Source organism: Paenibacillus sp. VCA1 (assembly GCF_031583795.1).
In the GTDB taxonomy this organism is placed as follows: Bacteria; Bacillota; Bacilli; order Paenibacillales; family Paenibacillaceae; genus Paenibacillus_AQ; species Paenibacillus_AQ albilobatus.
The window spans coordinates 204,925-223,415 of the sequence record NZ_JAVLSX010000002.1 but is presented as its reverse complement, the minus strand read 5'-3'; the positions used below and the strand labels follow the sequence as shown (position 1 = coordinate 223,415).

Here is an 18,491-nt window from a genome sequence, read left to right as displayed (position 1 = left end):
TTTACAAGTCTAATTTTGGATATCCAATGGCATAATTGGTTAACCTTAAGTATAATGATTAGAAAAGGATGGTGTTTAGTATGTTTTCGAACAAAAACATCAGATCGTTTGTTAAAGATGGTTTTAGTAAAACTCGTAGAGAAAAAGATGTTTTTGATTCCGAATTTAAAAATGTATCAGACCGTATTTCTGCTGGCAAAAAAATGATGGAAGAGAAATCGAAGAACAGAAAGCTTATTCAAAATAAATAGCAACCGGAGAAATGATGAGGTCTCCTGCTTCTATCGTATTTATCTGATTTAAAAGCATATGAATCATATCATTTATGGCGCCTGACAAATCATTGAAGTTCCCTTCCTCTTTAAATAACCCCGCATCAAATGAATCAAAAACCTTTGTAACACGCCCTATAACACAAACTTTCAATTTAGAATCTTCTCCATATTTAAAATTAAGTTCTGAACTACTTTCCCTGAGAAAATCTGATTTTAGTGGAGAAACAAAATTTCCTTGTTTCAAAAATAAATTAGTAGGTAATATTGATTCAAGATATTCTAAAAGTGTATCCATCATAAGAAAACCTGATTCAAGCTTAGGAGATAGTTTTCCGTTCTTGTATTGCTGCGGTGAGGCGATTCCTGGAATTTTGAAAAATTTCTTCAACAAAGTTGAATTTGTAAGGTTTTTAACGTATTTCAAATCGAATAGAATGAATGAGGATTCCAATTTTATGTATTTTCCAATGTAGTTTTCTCCACGATCAGAATTACTATCGATCTCATGAAGCGCAGAATTCTCAACTAAGTACTTTTCGAACTCATCCAAAGCATTGTCGTGCAATTGTTTTGATATAATTTCTTTCCCTGCTTCTACTTGGGCAAGTGTAAACGTTTCAGAGAGTTGCGAATCGATACCATATTTATACTTCGCTCTCCCACTTGGAGTTGAGAAAATACCTGGTATACTAAAATCGCCAGATTTAATTTCGCCTTCAATCGCATGAGCGGATTTTTTTTGAACGCTGTCATTGCTTGTCGTAGTATCTTGTTGTGAATTCTCCATGGTCGTGCTGATTGGAAGACCTTCAAATTGCTGTGCCATAAAAGAATGTAGAAATTCAGTATTAAGATAAATTATTTCCTTCATATTATGACCCCCTCCTACAGAATTAGTTAAATTGTACCATATATTTTGGGGAATGAAATCCTTCCTGACAGCCATAATTGAGAGGTTTATATTCTTTTAATCATACTTTGTTGAAATATGGTAAAATTTCGGGGAGAGGTGAAACACGATGAGCAGATTTATGAAGCCCTTGAATTCCCGATCCATTTCTATACCGCTATGATTGAGCGAATACCCGTTGTCGTCTTTATGGGTCAGGAGATGATCGGCAACGGGAATATCGTTGAAATTACAGACTTCGCAGTGAAAATCGGTGGCGAATTCTACGTACGCAAAGCCTGCACGTTAAAATACGCGGTCTAAACTTTAACCGTGTGAAGACTGAATTTCGAAGCAGATCAGTAATTGGCCATCCTAAAAACACCATTTTGATTAACTTCAAAGTATAAAAAAGGAGCAGCAGCCGCCGGCAATTTGCTCCTTCTTTTGTTCAACTAACGTTTCCCGCTAGTTCAACCCGTTTCGTTACTTAGGGCCTGTAAATTAGCGTGCGGAGTGATAGTATTTTGGGGTTTAAGAAGGAAATTTAAAACATTAAAATGAGGTACCACTGAACGAACTAAATATGTTCCAGAATATATAGGAGGAATAATCGATGAAAAAAATAGTTATTCCGCTCACCGTGGCTTTATTCGTGTTGTTTGCTGCGGCTGGCGCTGCATCCGCACAGGAGGGACAAACTCAGATCAGTATTACAAATGTAGAGAGGCTCATTGATCAAAAGATGGCTGAGGAGAAGCCACTTACAGAAAAAGAGTTGACTAAAGCACTCCTCGAAATGAAAGATGAGAAGATCGCTGATTTGGATGGTAATGTATCGAAAACGATTGACCTGTTTGCTGGATTTTTAGCTATTGCAGCTCTACTCTTAGCAATTGTAACAGATATTATTGGTTGGATTTTCAAACGGAACGTTGATGACAAATTAGCTAAAATTGAAGCAAAAGAAGAGAATGTCAATCAAAAACATACTGACATTCTAGCGAAAGCGGCTTCCGTTGAGGAGCACTATAAGGAAGTAAAGAAATTCAGGGATGACCTTGAGAAGTTTAATAAAAGGCTTGATGCTATTTCAAATGAAACTGAAGAATTAAAGACCAATTTTAATGGATTAGGCGATTATGTTCAAACTATTGAAGATATTACAGATGGTGCTGTGCTAATGATTCAATTCATCAACCGAAGAAATGAATCTGAACGCATTGTTAAAGAAGCAATAGAAGTGATTCAACAACCCCAAAAACATTTACAGCACACTTTGCTTAGATTAACTAAAAAGTTGGGGGGAGTAACCCAATTTTCCAACATCCATTAAGTTGAAGAACATTTGGAATACCTCATTCATTCATTAGGACAAGAGGAAAAGAACGTTTGTGAAAAGATCGAAGACTATAAAGGGGTTCAAACAGAACACGACGACCGAGATGAAAACACCATGAAATATTACGAGGAAGTAAATGGTGTCTACGAGGATTGGAAAGGTTATTTAGAAGAGACCAAAGCAATGATAGATGTCTGGAAAGTACAACTTGAAATGAATCCCGTAAATCCTCCAGACGATACAAAGCCAGCAAGCGAACCAAAAGTTCAAGAATAAAACTAATGACTCGCTTCTTTTCAAAAAGAGGATGGGGTTTCCCTTTACATAAGAAGGTTCTTCGTGGAAGTTTCGGAATTAAAACCTTTGACAACTAATTCTGTTCCACTAGCCTGCCCGTTAGCATAACGTAAAATGGAGCAGTTGCCAACGGCAAACTGCTCCATGCTGGGCTAAACTATAAACCGTGTGAAGACTGGATCACGCAACATACCCGACTTGGTCCAGTTTCGCATTTTGACCTCAGCGCGAATCCGCGGCTCAAGATATACAAAATTTTTGTCTTCCCCGGAAATAATCCCCTTGCTCACTCTGTAAAATGCCTGCTTCGCTTTTTGACCTGGGCCATGTTCCATAATCCCGGTCGGGCGCATCCTTCCTGACCCATCCAAAACAGCGGTAAGCCATCCAAATTCCTTTTTACGGTATCCCGTGATAAACACTTCGGCGTATGACCAATTGATGATCTTTTGCCAGGCTTCGGACTGGCGGCTGACGTACAGGCTGTCTTTACGTTTACCGACCATGCCCTCCATGCCCCAAGATTCGATCTGCTCAAATAATGCCTCGCCGGCGCCTTCGACGTATGGTACTATCCAGAATGAGGGGCCCGGAAGGGAAAGCGAACCAAGGATCGCCTTACGCTCCATTAGCGGCAGCCGCCGAAGATCTTTCCCTTTGTACATCAAGATATCGAATATGACAAACGTGACCGGCAGCGAGCGGGTCAACCGAATGATTTTGTCGTGCTTTCCTGCCTTCAACCTGAACAAAATCGCCTCGATATCTGATAAACCGGTCTCCGGATCAACGCATGCGACTTCGCCGTCCAAGAATATCATGCTCAAAAAGGGTGTGCAGCTCGGGATACTGCCGGGTGCAATCGTTGTGATGTCGTGTATATAACCGGATCGCTCCGGACTCTTGCGAGAAAATCAAACGGTGGCCATCAACTTTCGGCTCAAAAATATAATCTGAATGCGAAAAAGGAGAGAGGGCCGTGGCAAGTAACATCGGGTTGATAAACATTAAACCACCTCTGTACTGATTATAGTGCCTGAAATGGTAGAGATGGGTGGAAATTACTGGGGCATGTTCTACCTTGATTGAGTAGGTCATTTAAATATCTCTTTATAAGTTTGAACACATTAGATGTAGTCCGGTTATATTCTTTAAGACTTTTTGTTTTGATAAGTGGCTGAAGTCACTGTACTGTATTCACTTACTCCAAACGTAAGAATATTGTTGAAAATCAGGTAGTCGGTGCGTTTGCTGAATGGGCCTTTGTTATTATCGTGCTTATCAATCGCATATTTTGATGGGCCGGAACCTGCATCCTTAGCATCGTACCAATTAATGAAGGCATTTACTTCGTCCATGGAGAGGTCGTACTCTTTTTCAAGACCGGTTGTCATTGTTACCACTAGAATAGCACGTTTAGAGCTGGGCTGTTCCGGCTCTGGCTCTGGCTCCGGCTCCGTTACAGGAGGTTGAGAAATAGGAAATAATTCGCCGTCTATGTCAATTGCATCAACTCTTAATCTTCCTGAACGAGTATCGAGATTTTTCAATTCCACCGTGTGATTTCCTTGAGCTAAATTCAACTTTTCATAAACTAAAGCGAAGTTTGTTATATCTGTAGTTTTAGTATTAACGATTTCAGATACTCCATCTATTGTGATTGAAACCGCTTGAGAGTTATTACTTGCTAGGGTATGTATGAATCTAATTTTCGTCCCTGTAAATCCGAATTTAGCAGTCGCGTTACTATCAGTAGTGAATGCATATCCATTATTCCAGTTTGTTGAAGATCCGTTGCTGGTATTCCATATTCCATCGTAAGTAATTCCTGGGTTGGTGTTGTCATATCGGGTCCATCCTTCTTCGGGTTGGGGGAGCGATCCTCCTATTGACGCTGCAAATAGTGTGTTTTGATTAAAGCCAACAAACAAAATTAAGCTCAGTATTGCTGCTAACGAAACTTTTTTTAGTATACTCATATACTTTCCTCCTAAATGTTTTGATTCGAATTAATAGTATCTATTTTCATTTACCATGTCTAAACAAAAAATACTATTAATGTTATAAAATGAAATTATTTATTTTTTTGTATTCAGGAAGTTTGTACTCAGCTTCAATCAGTACGTTTTTTGTGATCTCTCACAAGTTAGGGGAAGCATTAAAAAGTGGTGAGCAATTAAATTTAACTGTTTGGCGTATAGCGGATTTAGTACATCTATTATTGAAAAGCTTGATTATCCTGAACGCATGGAGTAATGTTCAGGCACAGTTCGGCGGGATAATAAAGATGCTTTTTTGATATTGTGAAAGCAAAGGATATTTTATAAAAATATGCAGCAGTTAGGTCCTGACAAGCCGCTATTGCACGTTACCTGTTAGGAATTACCCCATACGAGTATAAGCAGACGAGCGGCCTTGTCACCGTCGTGCATACGTTCCGGCAGGAGGTGAATTGCGGTACCCTGACGAATGGGATTGGATTAAAATATGGTGATATTTATCTGTAAGTACATAAAAAAGGCCCCGATGGCTAAATGCCACGGAGCCTAAATATTGGGGACGGATTGGAGACAGACTGTGGGCCAAACCATAGATTACAGTCTAAATAAGAACAAAATACGAACGACTTAAAGCCTTGATATTACTGGATTTTAGAACTGTATTCCATTTCAGTATGTTAAAAACTCATGTCTTAAAATCCTGCGGTAGGTGACTACCGTACCGGTTCGAGCCCGGTCCTCGGCATCATAGACCTCAGCCCTTGCGCTGAGGCCATTATTTTTCAAAAGCCAATACATAAGAAGTCCTGCGTGGTAATGATACCATGTTAGGGCTTTTTTATTTCTCTGGCTACACTCGCTTTTTGCAACGCACAGGATTTAACATCCTGCAGGCATGAACCTAAATCGGTTTTTTCATTGATCCATCTTCCCACGTCGTGGTACACTCGAATTTGGCATTTACATGCGTCGGCAGCGGTTTTATTTTTTGGATTCATATTTTCATAGAACGACATCATCGGAGAGGAGAATGGGGAATGTTTAACAATGATTGGGATCAGCAGCTGAAGGAAGAAGTGGAAAAGCCGTATTTTAACGATTTGCGGTACGCGCTTGCCCGGGAATATAAATTGCATACGGTTTATCCGTCCAAAGAAAATTTGTTCCAGGCCTTGAAACTGACGCCCTATGAACATACCAAAGTGGTGATCCTGGGGCAGGATCCCTACCACGGGCCGGGACAGGCGCACGGGCTTAGCTTTTCCGTCATGCCGGGGGTCAGAATCCCGCCGTCTCTCGTCAACATCTATAAGGAGCTGAATAGCGACCTTGGCGTTCCGATCCCGAACAACGGTTATCTCGTTCCTTGGGCGAAGCAAGGCGTGCTGCTGCTCAACACGGTGCTTACCGTCCGCGAAGGGCAGGCCAACTCCCATAAGGATCTCGGGTGGGAACGGTTCACGGATGCCGTTATTGAGAAGCTGAATGAACGGGACAAGCCGGTTGTTTTTATATTGTGGGGAAGCCATGCGCAGAAAAAGGGAGCTTTCATCGACCAAAGCAAACATCTGGTGCTGAAATCGGTCCATCCTAGCCCGCTTTCGGCGCATCGCGGTTTTTTCGGCAGCCGGCCTTTTTCCAAAACGAACGAATTTTTGGAGTCGCATGGCATGGAGCCGATCGATTGGTCGATTCCGAATATATAAGCAAAAGATTAACAAGCGAGCGGGCCGCGGCCCGCTTTTTTATGATGCTCCAGCAGAGGACTTGAATGGGGCTTCGAACCTAAGTCCCGACTTTTATGGTTTATTATTCCATCACGTCGTCGACCTTTTCGGAAAGGAACAGCTTGTAGACCCGGATGATGATGATTTTGGCGACGATATACGCCGGAATGGCCAAAATGATGCCGAGTATGCCGGAGATGTCGCCGCCGATCAGCAGCAGCACGATAATCGTCAGCGGATGGATATCAAGCCTTTTTCCGTAAATGATCGGGGTAAGCAGGTTGTCCTGGATTTGCTGCGCCACGATGATGACGACAACCGACCAGATCGCCACGGACGGGGAGTCGATAAACCCGACGATAACGACCGGGATCGCGGCAATGACGGCGCCGACATACGGGATCAGGTTCAGCACGATCGAGATCAGCGCGAGCAGCAGCGAATAAGGCAGTCCGATGATTAAAAAGCCGATGTACAACAACACGCCGAGCATAATATTCAAGAGTACCCGCCCGACGATGAAGTTGCTGAGCGCCGTATCGATTTCCTCAAGCGCTTCGCGGCCCTCCTGCCGGTATTTCCGGGGAACCAGATGAAGCAGGATCGGCCCCAGCTTGCTGCTCTCTTTCAGCATGTAATACAACACGATCGGGACGGTGGCGATGATGACCACGACGTTGGACAACACCGCGATGAAATTGGATACCGAGTTGGTCACGGCGGTGACCAGCTTATTGAGGTATTGGCCCAGGCGGGTCATCAAATCGGATTCGCTCGGAACGAGTCTTGCGATAAAACGGTTATGCTGAAGCTGGTCAAGCTGCTTTTGCACCTGTTCCACGAAAAACGGCGCGTTATCCACAAAATTTATGACTTGCTCCCGCAGGGTCGGCCATACCAGGATGATAAACAAGACGATCAGTCCCGCAAACACGAGGTAAATCAGCAGGATGGACAAAGGCCTCGGCCAGCGGTGTTTCTCCAAAACATTGACGATCGGACGCAGCAAATAATACATAAAGCCGGCCAGCATGACCGGAATAATCATAATGTTGAACAAAAGGATAAACGGATTGAAAATAAAACTGACCTTCGAGCCCAAATAGATGATAAGCAGCGCGAAGATCACCCCGAGGCATGTGCGGTAATATTTGCTTTGCGGCAAAAGGATCCCCCCAACGTTTTATAGACCGGAACGGTCTTTTCCTATTTATATCCCTTTAACCAATATGAATGTCATTTATTCACCAAGACGGTGCCGGAAACGAATCCGTCGACCGGCTGGAAAACAGGTTCCAGCATCCAAATGACCGGAAAACGTTTCACAAACGATTGGGTGAGCATGGGTTGAAGGAGGGAGTATCCACGAGGGAAGCGGTTGGCGGAGCGGGATACGGGTATCCGGGCGGAGCAGTCCGTTTCTCGGCGGCGATTTTGGTTCTCTTCATTCTGCTTGTCATCGTTACTCGCGCGATTGTTTATTAATAAGTACGCTTTATGCATCCCGGCCATCCTTCGCAGGGGTGTTTTTGCGTTTGGACGAAGCATGTTCCGGGGAAAACGGGGGTTATAGGCGAAAAAAAACCGGATCACTTATCGTCAATAAATGATCCGGCGCTTCACTTCAACGGGCGTCCCGTACAACCGGCTTAACCGCCGGGCTTCTTCCGTCACCTGGTCAAGCATCGCGTGCAGCCTCTGGCTGATGGGGCGGATTGTTTTCTTTACCTCTCCGTGCACGATGACGTCAAAGACGATCATGTCGTTTCAGCTCCTTCTTACTCTTTTTTGCGGGTCTGTAATCATGTTAGAATATGGTTGTTAACAGGCCATGAAATGAAGCAAAGAGTTATGTTAATTTTCCGAGCGATGGAGAGGGTGGAGGCTAAAAGGACATGGGAAACGTCGTTAATTTTGCGCATCGGGGCTCTTCCAAAGTTTGTCCCGAAAACACGATGGCTGCTTTCAGGAAAGCGCTGGAGCAGGGAGCGACCGGCATCGAAACGGACGTGCAGCTTACGAAAGACGGACATATGGTGCTGATTCACGATGAAACGCTGGGGCGGACGACTGACGGCACGGGTTGGGTGAAAGACCATACGTTAAACGAACTGAAGGAGCTGGACGCGGGAAGCTGGTTTCATCCCGATTTTCGGGGAGAACGCATTCCGCATCTCGACGAGCTTTTGGAGCTGGTCAAAGACACCGGGACGATCGTCAATCTTGAGCTGAAAAACGGAGCCGTTCCATACGAGGGGCTGGAAGAGAAAGTCATCGCGCGGGTAAAAGAATACGGGCTGAGCGGCCGGGTCGTCATTTCAAGCTTCAATCATTACTCTTTGCTGCTCTGCAAACGGCTTGCGCCTGAAATTCGGACGGGCATTCTTTATATGGAAGGACTCTACGAGCCCTGGGCTTACGCCGACACCTTGCACGCCGACGCGCTGCATGCTTATCATGTTGCGGTGCTTTCCGAATTCGTGGCTGCCGCCAAAGCGGCCGGAAAAGCCTATCATCCGTTTACCGTCAATGACCCGAACGAAATGTTGCGGCTTCTTCAAGCCGGGGTCGACGGCATCATTACGGATTATCCGGATCGGCTTGCCGAATTGCTGGCGAAAGAAAAGTAAAAACGGGGCAAAAAATAAACCGGGTCCAAGGCGGACGCCGGTTTATTTTGGCGGGGGGAGAAATCACGTGCTCCGAAGGCGCGAAACAAGGAGACTGGCCGGAAGCTTACTCGTCTTCCTGTTTGCGCTTGGCCGCTTCCTGCGAGCCCTCCTCCAAAATCTCTTCGATCATGCTGGTGGAAGAAGGATTTTCGCGTTCAGGCTCCGGAATCGGATCGACTCCGGGAAATCTTTCTTCTTCCTCGTGTTTATGAGGTTTACCCATACCAATCCACTCCTTTTCAGATACCGGAAGGATGCTGCACAGGTTCATAGGATGTTCCCGAAACGTTGTTCCTATACGGCCGGCAGCGGTGCGGCTGTTCCTTGACGCTCTTATGTAAGGATAAACGGAGGGAGCGGATCTGAAACAGGAAACGGTATGCGAAAATCAAGAAAAAAACCGCTGCTTGCAACAGCGGACGTATGCCGATCAGGTTATTTGAATGCGATCAAGCGCGACACATGGCTCACTTCGTCCAGAGGAATCCAAAAATGGCCCAGCGGCGTGCGTATTTTTAATTTGGCGGGGTCGGACGAGGGCTCCGGGATGCCCGTTAACGTGCTGCCGTCCACGCTTTTGACGAAAAGCGTATGCCCGTGTTTAATGGCAAGTTCAATGACTTTTTCCATGCGACTATTCTCCTGTAGATACAGACTATAGATATTTCGTTCTAGTTCTATCATACGGGAAACGGTGCCGGATATAAAGCTATTTTTTCACGAATATAAGCAAATAGACCCAAAAAAATATAGGACCTTGTGTATTCATATGAAAAGGTGACGGGAGAAGCTTTCGCATACCCCCTTCCTATGACGCCTTCGATTTCTTCCTCGTATTTAATTCGTGTCAAACCCGCGTAAAACCTGCGTAAAAAATGCGTAAAACCTGTATGAAATCTGCGTAAATGCCGCAATTCCATAAACGCCGGTGGCGAAAGTTCGTGCTTGACCCCATTTGATACCGCTGTGTATACTTTTGTATGACCAAATGTTCTCATGTGATATAACATTTGTTCACGGTTTCAACAACAACAAAAAGGGGAGAGTGTTGTTTTTGAATTTTAAATTGAAAGCGAAAACAATGGTAGTCACGGGGCTGATGTCCACGCTGCTCGCCACGTCGGCGTTTGCTGCGCCGCTGCATCCCGTGCAGCACAGCGACTGGATGCAGGAGAAACACATTGTAACCGGTTTCGAAAAAGGGGATCTGATGCTGGCGCAGCATATTACGCTTGGGGAAGCCGTCGCGTTGTTCGCCAGAGTCCAAGGCCAGCAGTTTACGGCGACCAATGGCTACTGGGCGATCGATTATTTGAATTGGGCCGCCAACAAAGGCGCCATTACAAAAGCCGAAACGGCTCAAGGCAGAACATATCCTTCCTCCGACAAATTGGCCGGCATCGCCAAAGGGCTCGGGATCGATTTGAAGCTGGATTCCGCGACGCAGGTCACCCGCGGCGACTTTATCAATGCACTCGGTGAAGCCGTGACGGAGCATATCACGATCGCGCATACGAATGATGTGCACGGACATATCCAAGATAACTCGAAGGACAAAGAATTCGGTTATGCCAAAATCGCTACGCTCGTCAAGCAGTGGCGCGAAGAGAACAAAAACTTCCTTCTGATGGACGCGGGCGACACGTTCCAAGGAACGATCTACGCCAACCAGTTCAAAGGGGAGTCGATCGTCCCGATCCTGAACAAACTCGGTTATGAAGCCATGACCGCTGGGAACCATGAGTTCGATTTCGGTTATGAGCAGCTGCTTAAATTGCGCGATCAGCTCGATTTCCCGATGGTTAACGCAAACGTATACAAAGCGGACGGCTCGAACCTGCTCATTCCTACATACACGGCCGAGGTGGGCGGCCAAAAAATCGCTTTTATCGGGTTCGTGACGGAAGAAACGCCGATCGTGACCCATCCGAACAACGTTATCGGTTTGACCTTCAAAGATCCGGTCGAAATCGCGAAAAAGCTGGTGCCGGAAATGAAGGCGAAGGCTGATCATGTGGTGATCGTATCGCATATCGGCGTGGAAAAAGACCGCGAAATCGCGAAAAACGTATCGGGCATCGACCTGATCATCGGCGGGCATTCCCATACGCCGCTCCGTACGCCTGAAAACGTAAACGGCACGTACATCGTGCAGGACTGGGAATACGGCAAATCGCTCGGACGCGTGGACTTATACTATTATAATAAAGATTTGGTCGGTTTCAGCGGCGGTTTGGTCGAATATGACGAAAACGTCAAGGCCGATCCGGAAATCGAAAAACTGGTCCAGGACGTCGTCAAGAAGGTTGACGATGCCATGGGCGCAGTGGTCGGGAAAACCGAAGTCGATCTCCATGGCGAAAGAACCGAAGTGCGCGCCATCGAGACGAATCTCGGCAACTTCATCGCGGACGCCATTTTAGCAAAGACCAAAACGATCAAAGGTTACGAAGCCGATGTGGCTCTGGTGAACGGCGGCGGAATCCGCGCCAGCAAAACAGCCGGGGATCTGACGAAAAAGGATCTTTATGCAATACTTCCGTTCCCGAACACGCTGACGATCGTCAAAGCGACGGGTGCCGACATTAAAGCGGCGCTTGAGGTATCGGTCAAAGGCGTTGAAAAGAAAGACGACCTCCCGGGTTCCTTCCTGCAAATCGGCGGCATGTCCTACGTCTATGACGTGACGAAGCCGGTAGGGGAGCGCGTTCAGGAAGTAAAAATCGGCGGCCAGCCGCTCGATCCGAACAAAACGTACACCGTGGCGACAAACGACTTTATTACGTCGGGCGGTGACGGATATTCGATGCTGAAAAAAGATCAAGTGCTGAATACCGGTTACACGTTCTATGACGTCGTGGAAGAATATTTGGAAAAGGTCAAAGTGATCAGCCCGAAAACGGAAAACCGCATCGTCGAGAAAAAATAAAATGGATCGTCAAAAGGAACCGGCTTGCCGGTTCCTTTTTGGTTCAGGATTTTGCAAAATTCGATTCCTGCCGCTCCAGAGTACAATAAGTAGACGAATTAAACCGCTTCGCTCTATATATTGCTGATGGAAAGCCGCTTTTTGGATTTTTGCAAAATCCCCGGTTTCATGATCTTAATCTTTTAAAAAGAAGGCGATTGCTCCAATGCATATAAACATGATTCCGCTAACGATCCCAATCGAACCATTTGAGCGTATTTCTTGTCGGTCAGCATCATGCTTCGGGCGGCGGTTCAATATTTTAACCAGTTTGGAATTTGGATTTTTGTAATCGTATAAGCCGAAAACAATCATGATAACGCCTAATAATATCATAACCATTGAATAATCTCCCTTGTTGATGGATAATCAACAAACACTATAATACCTTTATATGGGCATAAGTATAATTCATGGAATTCTTGTTACTATTTTAACAAAATTCATTGGACGATAAATCATTGAAAACAAAAAAGTGGGGCCATTTTCGGCCCACTTTATATTAATAAAGAAGTGTGCATTAAACTATTTTGATAACCATCTTAAAAACCATTGCATAGTATGGAGTGGGTACAACGAATCCACTCATGTGTAAAACCTCCTGATCCTTAAAGGCCTCTTCCTACATCGCGCCGTAGGTGGGGCCTTTTACATTCATAACTATTAGAAATCAAACAACAGCCTACCAATTTTTCATTATATTTACCGAATTATCCCTTACCAGCTACTGATTCATACATAAGATATAACGTATTCTAAATCAAGGAGGAGTGTAGGATGAGCGAAGTCGGAGGAGTAGGTTACGGTTATGGTGGTATGGGCACTAATATGGCAGCAATCTTGGTTCTCTTCATTTTGCTGGTCATCATAACTAAATCGTTCTTTTACTAAGTAAATAATATCTTTAAGACCCTGTGGTATATATAACCACAGGGTCTTCATTATGTACGCCCAGCATGGGCGTCATCTCTAGGGTGAAAGTCCCGAACGGGGGCTGGCGAACGCCTACCGTTAGCCAAGAGCAAGGGTGTCGACCGTGAGGCCGAATCTGAAGGAAGCTGGAGGCAAATGCACGAGCCAAGGTACACGCACTCAATTCGAGGCGGGGAAAGTCGGAGGAGTCACCAACATGACAAAATCCCAAGTCGCCAAAGGCTTACCTCGTAAACTTGAGTGGTTGCGGGCAGAAAGATGACGTTCTTATCTGGGGAGGCCTGTGGAAAAAAACGCGAAGTAACTTCGTAACCGCAACCGTGAGGTTGCGCTGAATCCACAGGAGTCAGCAGACGCCATAGTACGGGAGTACGGGACGCCGGAAACCGGAAGGGCTGAACTTAAAGGAGAGAAGAAATGATGCGTTCGCATGAAGAACAACGACAGCAGCCAACTTCATATGAAGGTTCGCGGCAAAGAGTAGTGGTGAAACCACGAGGGTATGTCGGAGCGCCTAGTTCTTCGTCGGCACAAACCAAACCTTCTTCTCGCGAAGACCAGAACGACTTGTTGGAGAAGATGCTCGAAGGAAACAACCTTCGACTCGCATTCAAGCGAGTGAAACAGAACGGAGGAGCTCCCGGCGTGGACAAGGTGACGGTAGAACAACTACAAGCGCACCTATGGGAACGATGGGACACCGTAAAAGAGGAACTCCAAGAGGGGACCTACAGACCGATGCCAGTCAAACGGGTTGAAATTCCCAAACCTGGAGGCGGGGTACGGCTGTTAGGTATACCAACCGTAATGGATCGCTTAATTCAGCAAGCCTTGATGCAAGTGATGACACCGATTTTCGATCCGCAGTTTTCACCACACAGTTATGGCTTTCGTCCAAGGAAGCGAGCCCACGATGCAGTCAAGCAAGCACAATCCTACATTCAAGAAGGACATCGCTGGGTGGTGAATATGGACTTAGAGAAATTCTTTGACCGAGTGAACCATGACAATCTAATGGCGAGGATCGCAAGGAAAGTTTCGAACAAGCGCGTCCTGAAGCTTATTCGAGCATACTTGAATGCAGGTGTCATGGTGAACGGAATGAAGCAAGAAATGGGGGAAGGAACTCCACAAGGAGGACCACTCAGCCCTCTATTAGCTAACATTCTACTAGATGACTTGGATAAAGAACTGACAGAACGAGGACTGCATTTTGTGCGTTGTAACATCTTCGTAAGAAGCAAACGCGCTGGAGAACGCGTGATGGAATCGGTGACTCGCTTTGTAGAGGGAAAACTTAGACTGAAAGAAACCGGGAGAAGAGTGCAGTAGAGCGCCCTTGGAACCGAAAGTTCCTCGGCTTTAGTTTCGTGAGAAACAAGGAAGCCGCCATCCGAATTGCACCTAAGAAATTGGAACAACTCAAGGAACGTGTGAGATGGATAACCTCTAGAACAAAGGGAAACTCCATGGAACAGCGGATTAAGGAGCTAAACCGATACCTGATGGGTTGGATCGGCTACTTCCGTCTGGCATCCGCAAAGACGCACTGCGAGAAACTGGACGAATGGATTCGGCGTAGACTACGCATGTGCTTGTGGAAACAATGGAAGCTACCACGAACCAGGCTGAGGAACCTACGTGCACTTGGTGTTCCAGAATGGGCGGCAAGGAAGATGGCAAATTCACGCCGAGGATGCTAGGAAATGTCTCGAAATACAAACAATGCCATTAACCTCTCTTACTGGAGAGACAAAGGGCTGTTAAGTCTGACTACTCGTTATCTGGAAACTCGTTAACCTTTAGGAACCGCCGTATGCGGACCCGCATGTACGGTGGTGTGAGAGGTCAGGGGCTAGCCGCCCCTATCTACTCGATCTCAATGTACGTCTTTCAGCAGTTTGTCGTGGGAGGGAGCAAAATGGGTATGTGGATGGAGCAAGAGGGCGAATGTAACACGAGACGAGTTGGATATTGTAGTAAACCGATTAAGGGAAAATTTCCTGACTTGATCGGAGGGAATACAGAACAAATCGTTGGAGATGCAACTGAAAGTTATTTAAATGGAATAGTGGAGACCCTATTAACACTTGTTGGTAGGGTTACTTGTGTGAAATCATACTTATTTCAACTTGAAATCATCCCCAAAACAGTCTTCAGATTGATCCACATAATCTAAAATTATTCATGTGACACAGTTGGATGTGCTAATTCAAATTGGAATAATATTGAGCTCTTTATCATTAATAGTACAAACGGAGGCGAGGAAATGAAAAATCTTGAGAGCTTGTTGGTGCCTGGAGCTGTAATTAATATGAAAATTACAAATGTTAAAACCAAAGAACAAATAATCTTATTTGCTGTTGATCTAGATGGGCATTCAGTACTCGTTGGACCTGTTATAGGTAGAACTGAACATAATTGGTTCGAGAAATGTTGGACTCTAGATAAGAAGGAAATTCTTAAAGAATATTTTCTGGATTAATTTATATGAATTCTAGTTGCCCCTGCTCTAGTAGTGGTTTATTCTGAACATGTGAATAAATGGAATGGGGTGAATTTTTTGAAAATAGAGAGACTAGATATCCAAAATATCGCTGGTATAAAAAAATTAGCATTAGAATTTATTGACGGTCTAAATTTAATTTGTGGAATAAATGGCGTAGGTAAATCAACAATACTTGATTGTATAGCTAGCAGTTTCTCTTTGTATGCCGCAGATAATCTAAAAAGAAATTCCAATTCAGAATATGGAGAGTGGTCGATAACTGTTGATGGAAACACAGTGTCAAATCATGTTCAGATTTTTAGACCTGAGGAAAGTTATACCCCTCATACTCCTTTTCGAGATTCGAGTAAAAAAGTCATCTTTATTAAAGAACAACGATCAATGAATTACACAAAATTAGAGTATATTGCAAGAGACAATAACAAGAGTAATGTAAATTATAGCGCCGATCTAACAAGAGGACTTGATGGAGGGTTGACCAAAAACTGGTTTATTAATAGATTGGGTTTCGAAAGTCAAGGAAGATTCTCGTCTGAAGAGATACATAATTTAAATACCGCTAAAAATTGTTTTAGTTTATTGGACTCCGATGTGGAGTTTTCTCATATTGCTCATGATACGTTAGACATAATGCTGAAAACTTCAAGGGGAGAAATCTATTTAGAGTATTTATCAACTGGTTTTAAATCTTGTCTGTTTATCATCCTTGGGATTATTAGAGAGTTAGAGTATAACTTTAAAGATCCTAAAATGAAGGTGAGTGAGTTTGACGGAGTCATTTTAATTGATGAGGTGGATGCACATCTTCACCCATATTGGCAAGGTAAGTTTCTGAAAGTACTCAAGGATGTTTTTCCTACTGCTCAAATAATTGCCACAACACATAGTCCTCACATGATCCAAGAAGCTGATGCAAATGAAATTATAGCGCTGACCATTGATAATAATAGCGAAGTAACAAAACTGCCGTTAGATCATTTAGAATATGGATTTAAAGGGTGGACAATAGAAGAAATATTAGAGGATGTTATGGGGCTAAAAGAAACCCAATCTAACTATTTTTTAAAGGTGAAAAAAGAATTTGAAGAGGCCGTCGAATCGGATGATCTAGCAAAGGCGACTTCATCTTATGATATCTTGAGTAGAATGCTCCATCCAAGAAGCCCAATGAAAAAGATATATGAATTACAACTAGGAAGTATAGGGTGACGGATATGATTAAAATTAAGAGAATTACGTGTCCAAATGAATTAACTGAGGATGTAAAAAAAAATCTGACTCAGGAATATAAAATCAGTGGTAAGAATGTGTGGAACTTAGAATATATCAAAAATGCTTTGTTGGAAATGAGCAAAGGGAAATGTATCTTTTGTGAATGTAAGTTAGGTGAAGAAAGTAAGTTTGTTGAAGTGGAACATTTTCATCCCAAGTCGATATATCCAGATGAGGTTGTTGAATGGACGAATTTACTTCCTATATGCAAAAGATGTAATGGGAAAAAATTAGACCATGACACCAAAAAATATCCAATTATTAATCCTACAATCAATGATCCGAAAACACATTTGAAAATGAAAAATTACAGATTTATTGGTAAGGATCAGATAGGAAAGGAAACAATTGGCGTTCTCTCGCTCAATGATTTAAAAAGGCTTGTGTATCCTAGATCAATAATTGGTAACAAAATAGCAGAATTATTAGAGGATTTATTAGAAAGAATAGACGATTTAAGTCACAAGGAAGAATTATCACGTCGGGAAATAAACAGTATAACTCACAAACTTGAAAATTTACTTAACTCCTGCCAGTCAGATTCAGAATACAGTGCCACTTGTGCCTATTCTCTTTTCGGTGACGAGAATTATTATGAAATTCGCTGTTTTTTTGTTGAAAAGGGTTTATGGGATACAGAATTTGAGTTATTAGAGACTAGTGCTAAAAATAATTGGCTCGAAGTAGAATTCGTGAACACATAGATATCAAAATATATTCCTTGGTAATGTGTTACGGATACTTTATTTACAGGCACGGTGATATTTTGTAAAATAATCAAAACATATACGGAAACACCGTTGTGCAATCCGGAGGCACCGGTAAAAAAGACCCTGCTGGCTACGTGCTGGCAGGGTCTTTTTTATCTTATTTTAAATTATCTACGGCATATTTTGCTTCTTCCTTAGTAAATTTTTCTCCGTATTCTGAAATCAATTGATCGTAAATAGCCGAATTTGACATATTCATAGATTCTGCATATTGCTCCGCCTTTTTCAATGCATTTTCTTTCCAATCCCATACAATGTTATTGATAGCATATTTAGCGGCTTCTGGAGGAAAATTCTCTCCATATTCAGAGGTCAATTGATCGTAAATAGCAGCCTTTGACATACTCATTATTTCCGCATACTGTTCCGCTTTTTTTAATGCCGATTTGTGTTCTCTAGGGACGTTATCTTCTTCTGCCTTTTGTTTTGCCTCAGCCTCGGCCTTTGCTTTTTCCTCTGCATCAGCTTTGGCTTTCGCTTCAGCCTCTTCTTTTGCCTTCTGTTCTTCTTGCGCTTTCTTTTCTGCAGCTTCGTTCGCTTCTTGCTCAGCTTTTTGTTTTTTAGCTTCATCATTGGATGCGGTATCCTCTGTTTTAGCTACTACTGTTTCCGTCTTAGTACGCGACTTCTCTTTATCACTAGCAATTTCAGTTTCTGTGTTAGGATCAGCCATTGCTGCAATAAGTGTTATTGCGAAACACGCTAATGCCGACAGGAGTAACCTTTTTGCGTTGCCAGTTTTTTTGAACCGCGATATTAGTCCTAATACAAGCAGAACAATACAAGCGATAAAGCTAATTAGCCCTAAAGCCATCCACATTTTATATATCCCCCTAA

22 protein-coding genes and 1 pseudogene are annotated in these 18,491 nt (G+C 43.7%); 13 read left to right on the top strand and 10 right to left on the bottom strand.

Going from position 1 to position 18,491, the window contains the following annotated elements:
- The first annotated feature begins 80 nt into the window (after positions 1-80).
- Complete coding sequence (locus RJP21_RS04525) at positions 81-251, top strand: hypothetical protein (protein WP_310858264.1); 171 nt, start codon at positions 81-83, stop codon at positions 249-251.
- Here the strand turns inward: RJP21_RS04525 and RJP21_RS04520 are convergent.
- Positions 235-1,146 carry a DUF6414 family protein gene (locus RJP21_RS04520; protein WP_310858263.1) on the bottom strand — a complete coding sequence of 304 codons (912 nt, stop codon included), beginning with the start codon at positions 1,144-1,146 and terminating at the stop codon, positions 235-237. The two genes, RJP21_RS04525 and RJP21_RS04520, sit on opposite strands and share 17 nt — an antisense overlap.
- A gap of 138 nt (positions 1,147-1,284) precedes the next feature.
- On the opposite strand from RJP21_RS04520, the gene RJP21_RS04515 reads away from it, so the two are divergent.
- From RJP21_RS04515 to RJP21_RS04505, 3 genes are all read left to right on the top strand, one after another.
- The gene (locus RJP21_RS04515) at positions 1,285-1,488 is read left to right on the top strand and encodes a hypothetical protein (RefSeq protein WP_310858262.1); all 204 of its coding nucleotides are present in this window, start codon (positions 1,285-1,287) and stop codon (positions 1,486-1,488) included.
- Positions 1,489-1,780: 292 nt separating this feature from the next.
- On the top strand, positions 1,781-2,500 hold the full coding sequence (locus RJP21_RS04510) for a hypothetical protein (RefSeq protein ID WP_310858261.1): 720 nt from the start codon (positions 1,781-1,783) through the stop codon (positions 2,498-2,500).
- A gap of 12 nt (positions 2,501-2,512) precedes the next feature.
- Positions 2,513-2,782: a hypothetical protein gene (locus tag RJP21_RS04505; RefSeq protein ID WP_310858260.1), complete on the top strand. Its 270-nt coding sequence runs from the start codon at positions 2,513-2,515 to the stop codon at positions 2,780-2,782.
- A gap of 173 nt (positions 2,783-2,955) precedes the next feature.
- Here the strand turns inward: RJP21_RS04505 and RJP21_RS04500 are convergent, their stop codons facing one another.
- The 3 genes from RJP21_RS04500 to RJP21_RS04495 form a co-directional block, all read right to left on the bottom strand.
- Positions 2,956-3,615, bottom strand: coding sequence for an ATP-dependent DNA ligase (locus RJP21_RS04500; RefSeq protein ID WP_397386171.1), 660 nt, complete (start codon positions 3,613-3,615; stop codon positions 2,956-2,958).
- Complete coding sequence (locus RJP21_RS31215) at positions 3,590-3,796, bottom strand: ATP-dependent DNA ligase (RefSeq protein WP_397386183.1); 207 nt, start codon at positions 3,794-3,796, stop codon at positions 3,590-3,592. Before RJP21_RS31215 ends, RJP21_RS04500 begins: the two co-directional genes overlap by 26 nt.
- Positions 3,797-3,954: 158 nt before the next feature.
- Positions 3,955-4,782: a hypothetical protein gene (locus RJP21_RS04495; RefSeq protein WP_310858259.1), complete on the bottom strand. Its 828-nt coding sequence runs from the start codon at positions 4,780-4,782 to the stop codon at positions 3,955-3,957.
- A gap of 1,058 nt (positions 4,783-5,840) precedes the next feature.
- Between RJP21_RS04495 and RJP21_RS04490 the strand changes: the two genes are divergently transcribed.
- Complete coding sequence (locus tag RJP21_RS04490) at positions 5,841-6,509, top strand: uracil-DNA glycosylase (protein ID WP_310858258.1); 669 nt, start codon at positions 5,841-5,843, stop codon at positions 6,507-6,509.
- Positions 6,510-6,612: 103 nt separating this feature from the next.
- Here RJP21_RS04490 and RJP21_RS04485 read toward each other — a convergent pair whose 3' ends face one another.
- The gene (locus tag RJP21_RS04485) at positions 6,613-7,695 is read right to left on the bottom strand and encodes an AI-2E family transporter (protein ID WP_310858257.1); all 1,083 of its coding nucleotides are present in this window, start codon (positions 7,693-7,695) and stop codon (positions 6,613-6,615) included.
- Positions 7,696-7,877: 182 nt separating this feature from the next.
- Here RJP21_RS04485 and RJP21_RS04480 point away from each other — a divergent pair, with 182 nt between their 5' ends.
- Entirely contained in the window at positions 7,878-8,015 is a 138-nt protein-coding gene (locus RJP21_RS04480) for a sporulation protein YjcZ (protein ID WP_310858256.1), read from the top strand.
- Positions 8,016-8,129: 114 nt separating this feature from the next.
- Here RJP21_RS04480 and RJP21_RS04475 read toward each other — a convergent pair whose 3' ends face one another.
- A complete protein-coding gene (locus RJP21_RS04475; protein ID WP_160044688.1) occupies positions 8,130-8,291 on the bottom strand; it encodes a mechanosensitive ion channel protein MscL in 162 nt (53 codons plus the stop codon).
- 134 nt (positions 8,292-8,425) lie between these two features.
- Here RJP21_RS04475 and RJP21_RS04470 point away from each other — a divergent pair, with 134 nt between their 5' ends.
- Positions 8,426-9,160: a glycerophosphodiester phosphodiesterase gene (locus tag RJP21_RS04470; RefSeq protein WP_310858255.1), complete on the top strand. Its 735-nt coding sequence runs from the start codon at positions 8,426-8,428 to the stop codon at positions 9,158-9,160.
- 106 nt (positions 9,161-9,266) lie between these two features.
- Here RJP21_RS04470 and RJP21_RS04465 read toward each other — a convergent pair whose 3' ends face one another.
- Positions 9,267-9,425, bottom strand: coding sequence for a hypothetical protein (locus RJP21_RS04465; RefSeq protein ID WP_160044690.1), 159 nt, complete (start codon positions 9,423-9,425; stop codon positions 9,267-9,269).
- Positions 9,426-9,637: 212 nt separating this feature from the next.
- The gene (locus RJP21_RS04460) at positions 9,638-9,832 is read right to left on the bottom strand and encodes a hypothetical protein (RefSeq protein WP_160044691.1); all 195 of its coding nucleotides are present in this window, start codon (positions 9,830-9,832) and stop codon (positions 9,638-9,640) included.
- Between the two features lie 451 nt (positions 9,833-10,283).
- Between RJP21_RS04460 and RJP21_RS04455 the strand changes: the two genes are divergently transcribed.
- Positions 10,284-12,131, top strand: coding sequence for a bifunctional metallophosphatase/5'-nucleotidase (locus tag RJP21_RS04455; protein WP_310858605.1), 1,848 nt, complete (start codon positions 10,284-10,286; stop codon positions 12,129-12,131).
- 174 nt (positions 12,132-12,305) lie between these two features.
- Here the strand turns inward: RJP21_RS04455 and RJP21_RS04450 are convergent, their stop codons facing one another.
- Positions 12,306-12,512: a hypothetical protein gene (locus RJP21_RS04450; RefSeq protein ID WP_310858254.1), complete on the bottom strand. Its 207-nt coding sequence runs from the start codon at positions 12,510-12,512 to the stop codon at positions 12,306-12,308.
- A 435-nt stretch (positions 12,513-12,947) separates the two neighbouring features.
- On the opposite strand from RJP21_RS04450, the gene RJP21_RS04445 reads away from it, so the two are divergent.
- The 5 genes and pseudogenes from RJP21_RS04445 (at position 12,948) to RJP21_RS04425 (ending at position 17,588) form a co-directional block, all read left to right on the top strand.
- Positions 12,948-13,061, top strand: coding sequence for a YjcZ family sporulation protein (locus RJP21_RS04445; RefSeq protein ID WP_310858253.1), 114 nt, complete (start codon positions 12,948-12,950; stop codon positions 13,059-13,061).
- Between the two features lie 462 nt (positions 13,062-13,523).
- Positions 13,524-14,902: pseudogene (ltrA, locus tag RJP21_RS04440) on the top strand (group II intron reverse transcriptase/maturase).
- A gap of 470 nt (positions 14,903-15,372) precedes the next feature.
- A complete protein-coding gene (locus tag RJP21_RS04435) occupies positions 15,373-15,588 on the top strand; it encodes a hypothetical protein (RefSeq protein WP_310858252.1) in 216 nt (71 codons plus the stop codon).
- A gap of 78 nt (positions 15,589-15,666) precedes the next feature.
- Complete coding sequence (locus tag RJP21_RS04430) at positions 15,667-16,821, top strand: AAA family ATPase (protein WP_310858251.1); 1,155 nt, start codon at positions 15,667-15,669, stop codon at positions 16,819-16,821.
- Between the two features lie 5 nt (positions 16,822-16,826).
- Entirely contained in the window at positions 16,827-17,588 is a 762-nt protein-coding gene (locus RJP21_RS04425) for an HNH endonuclease family protein (protein WP_310858604.1), read from the top strand.
- Between the two features lie 163 nt (positions 17,589-17,751).
- On the opposite strand, the gene RJP21_RS04420 is transcribed toward RJP21_RS04425, so the two are convergent.
- The gene (locus RJP21_RS04420) at positions 17,752-18,300 is read right to left on the bottom strand and encodes an Ltp family lipoprotein (RefSeq protein ID WP_397386182.1); all 549 of its coding nucleotides are present in this window, start codon (positions 18,298-18,300) and stop codon (positions 17,752-17,754) included.
- Positions 18,301-18,491 lie beyond the last annotated feature (191 nt).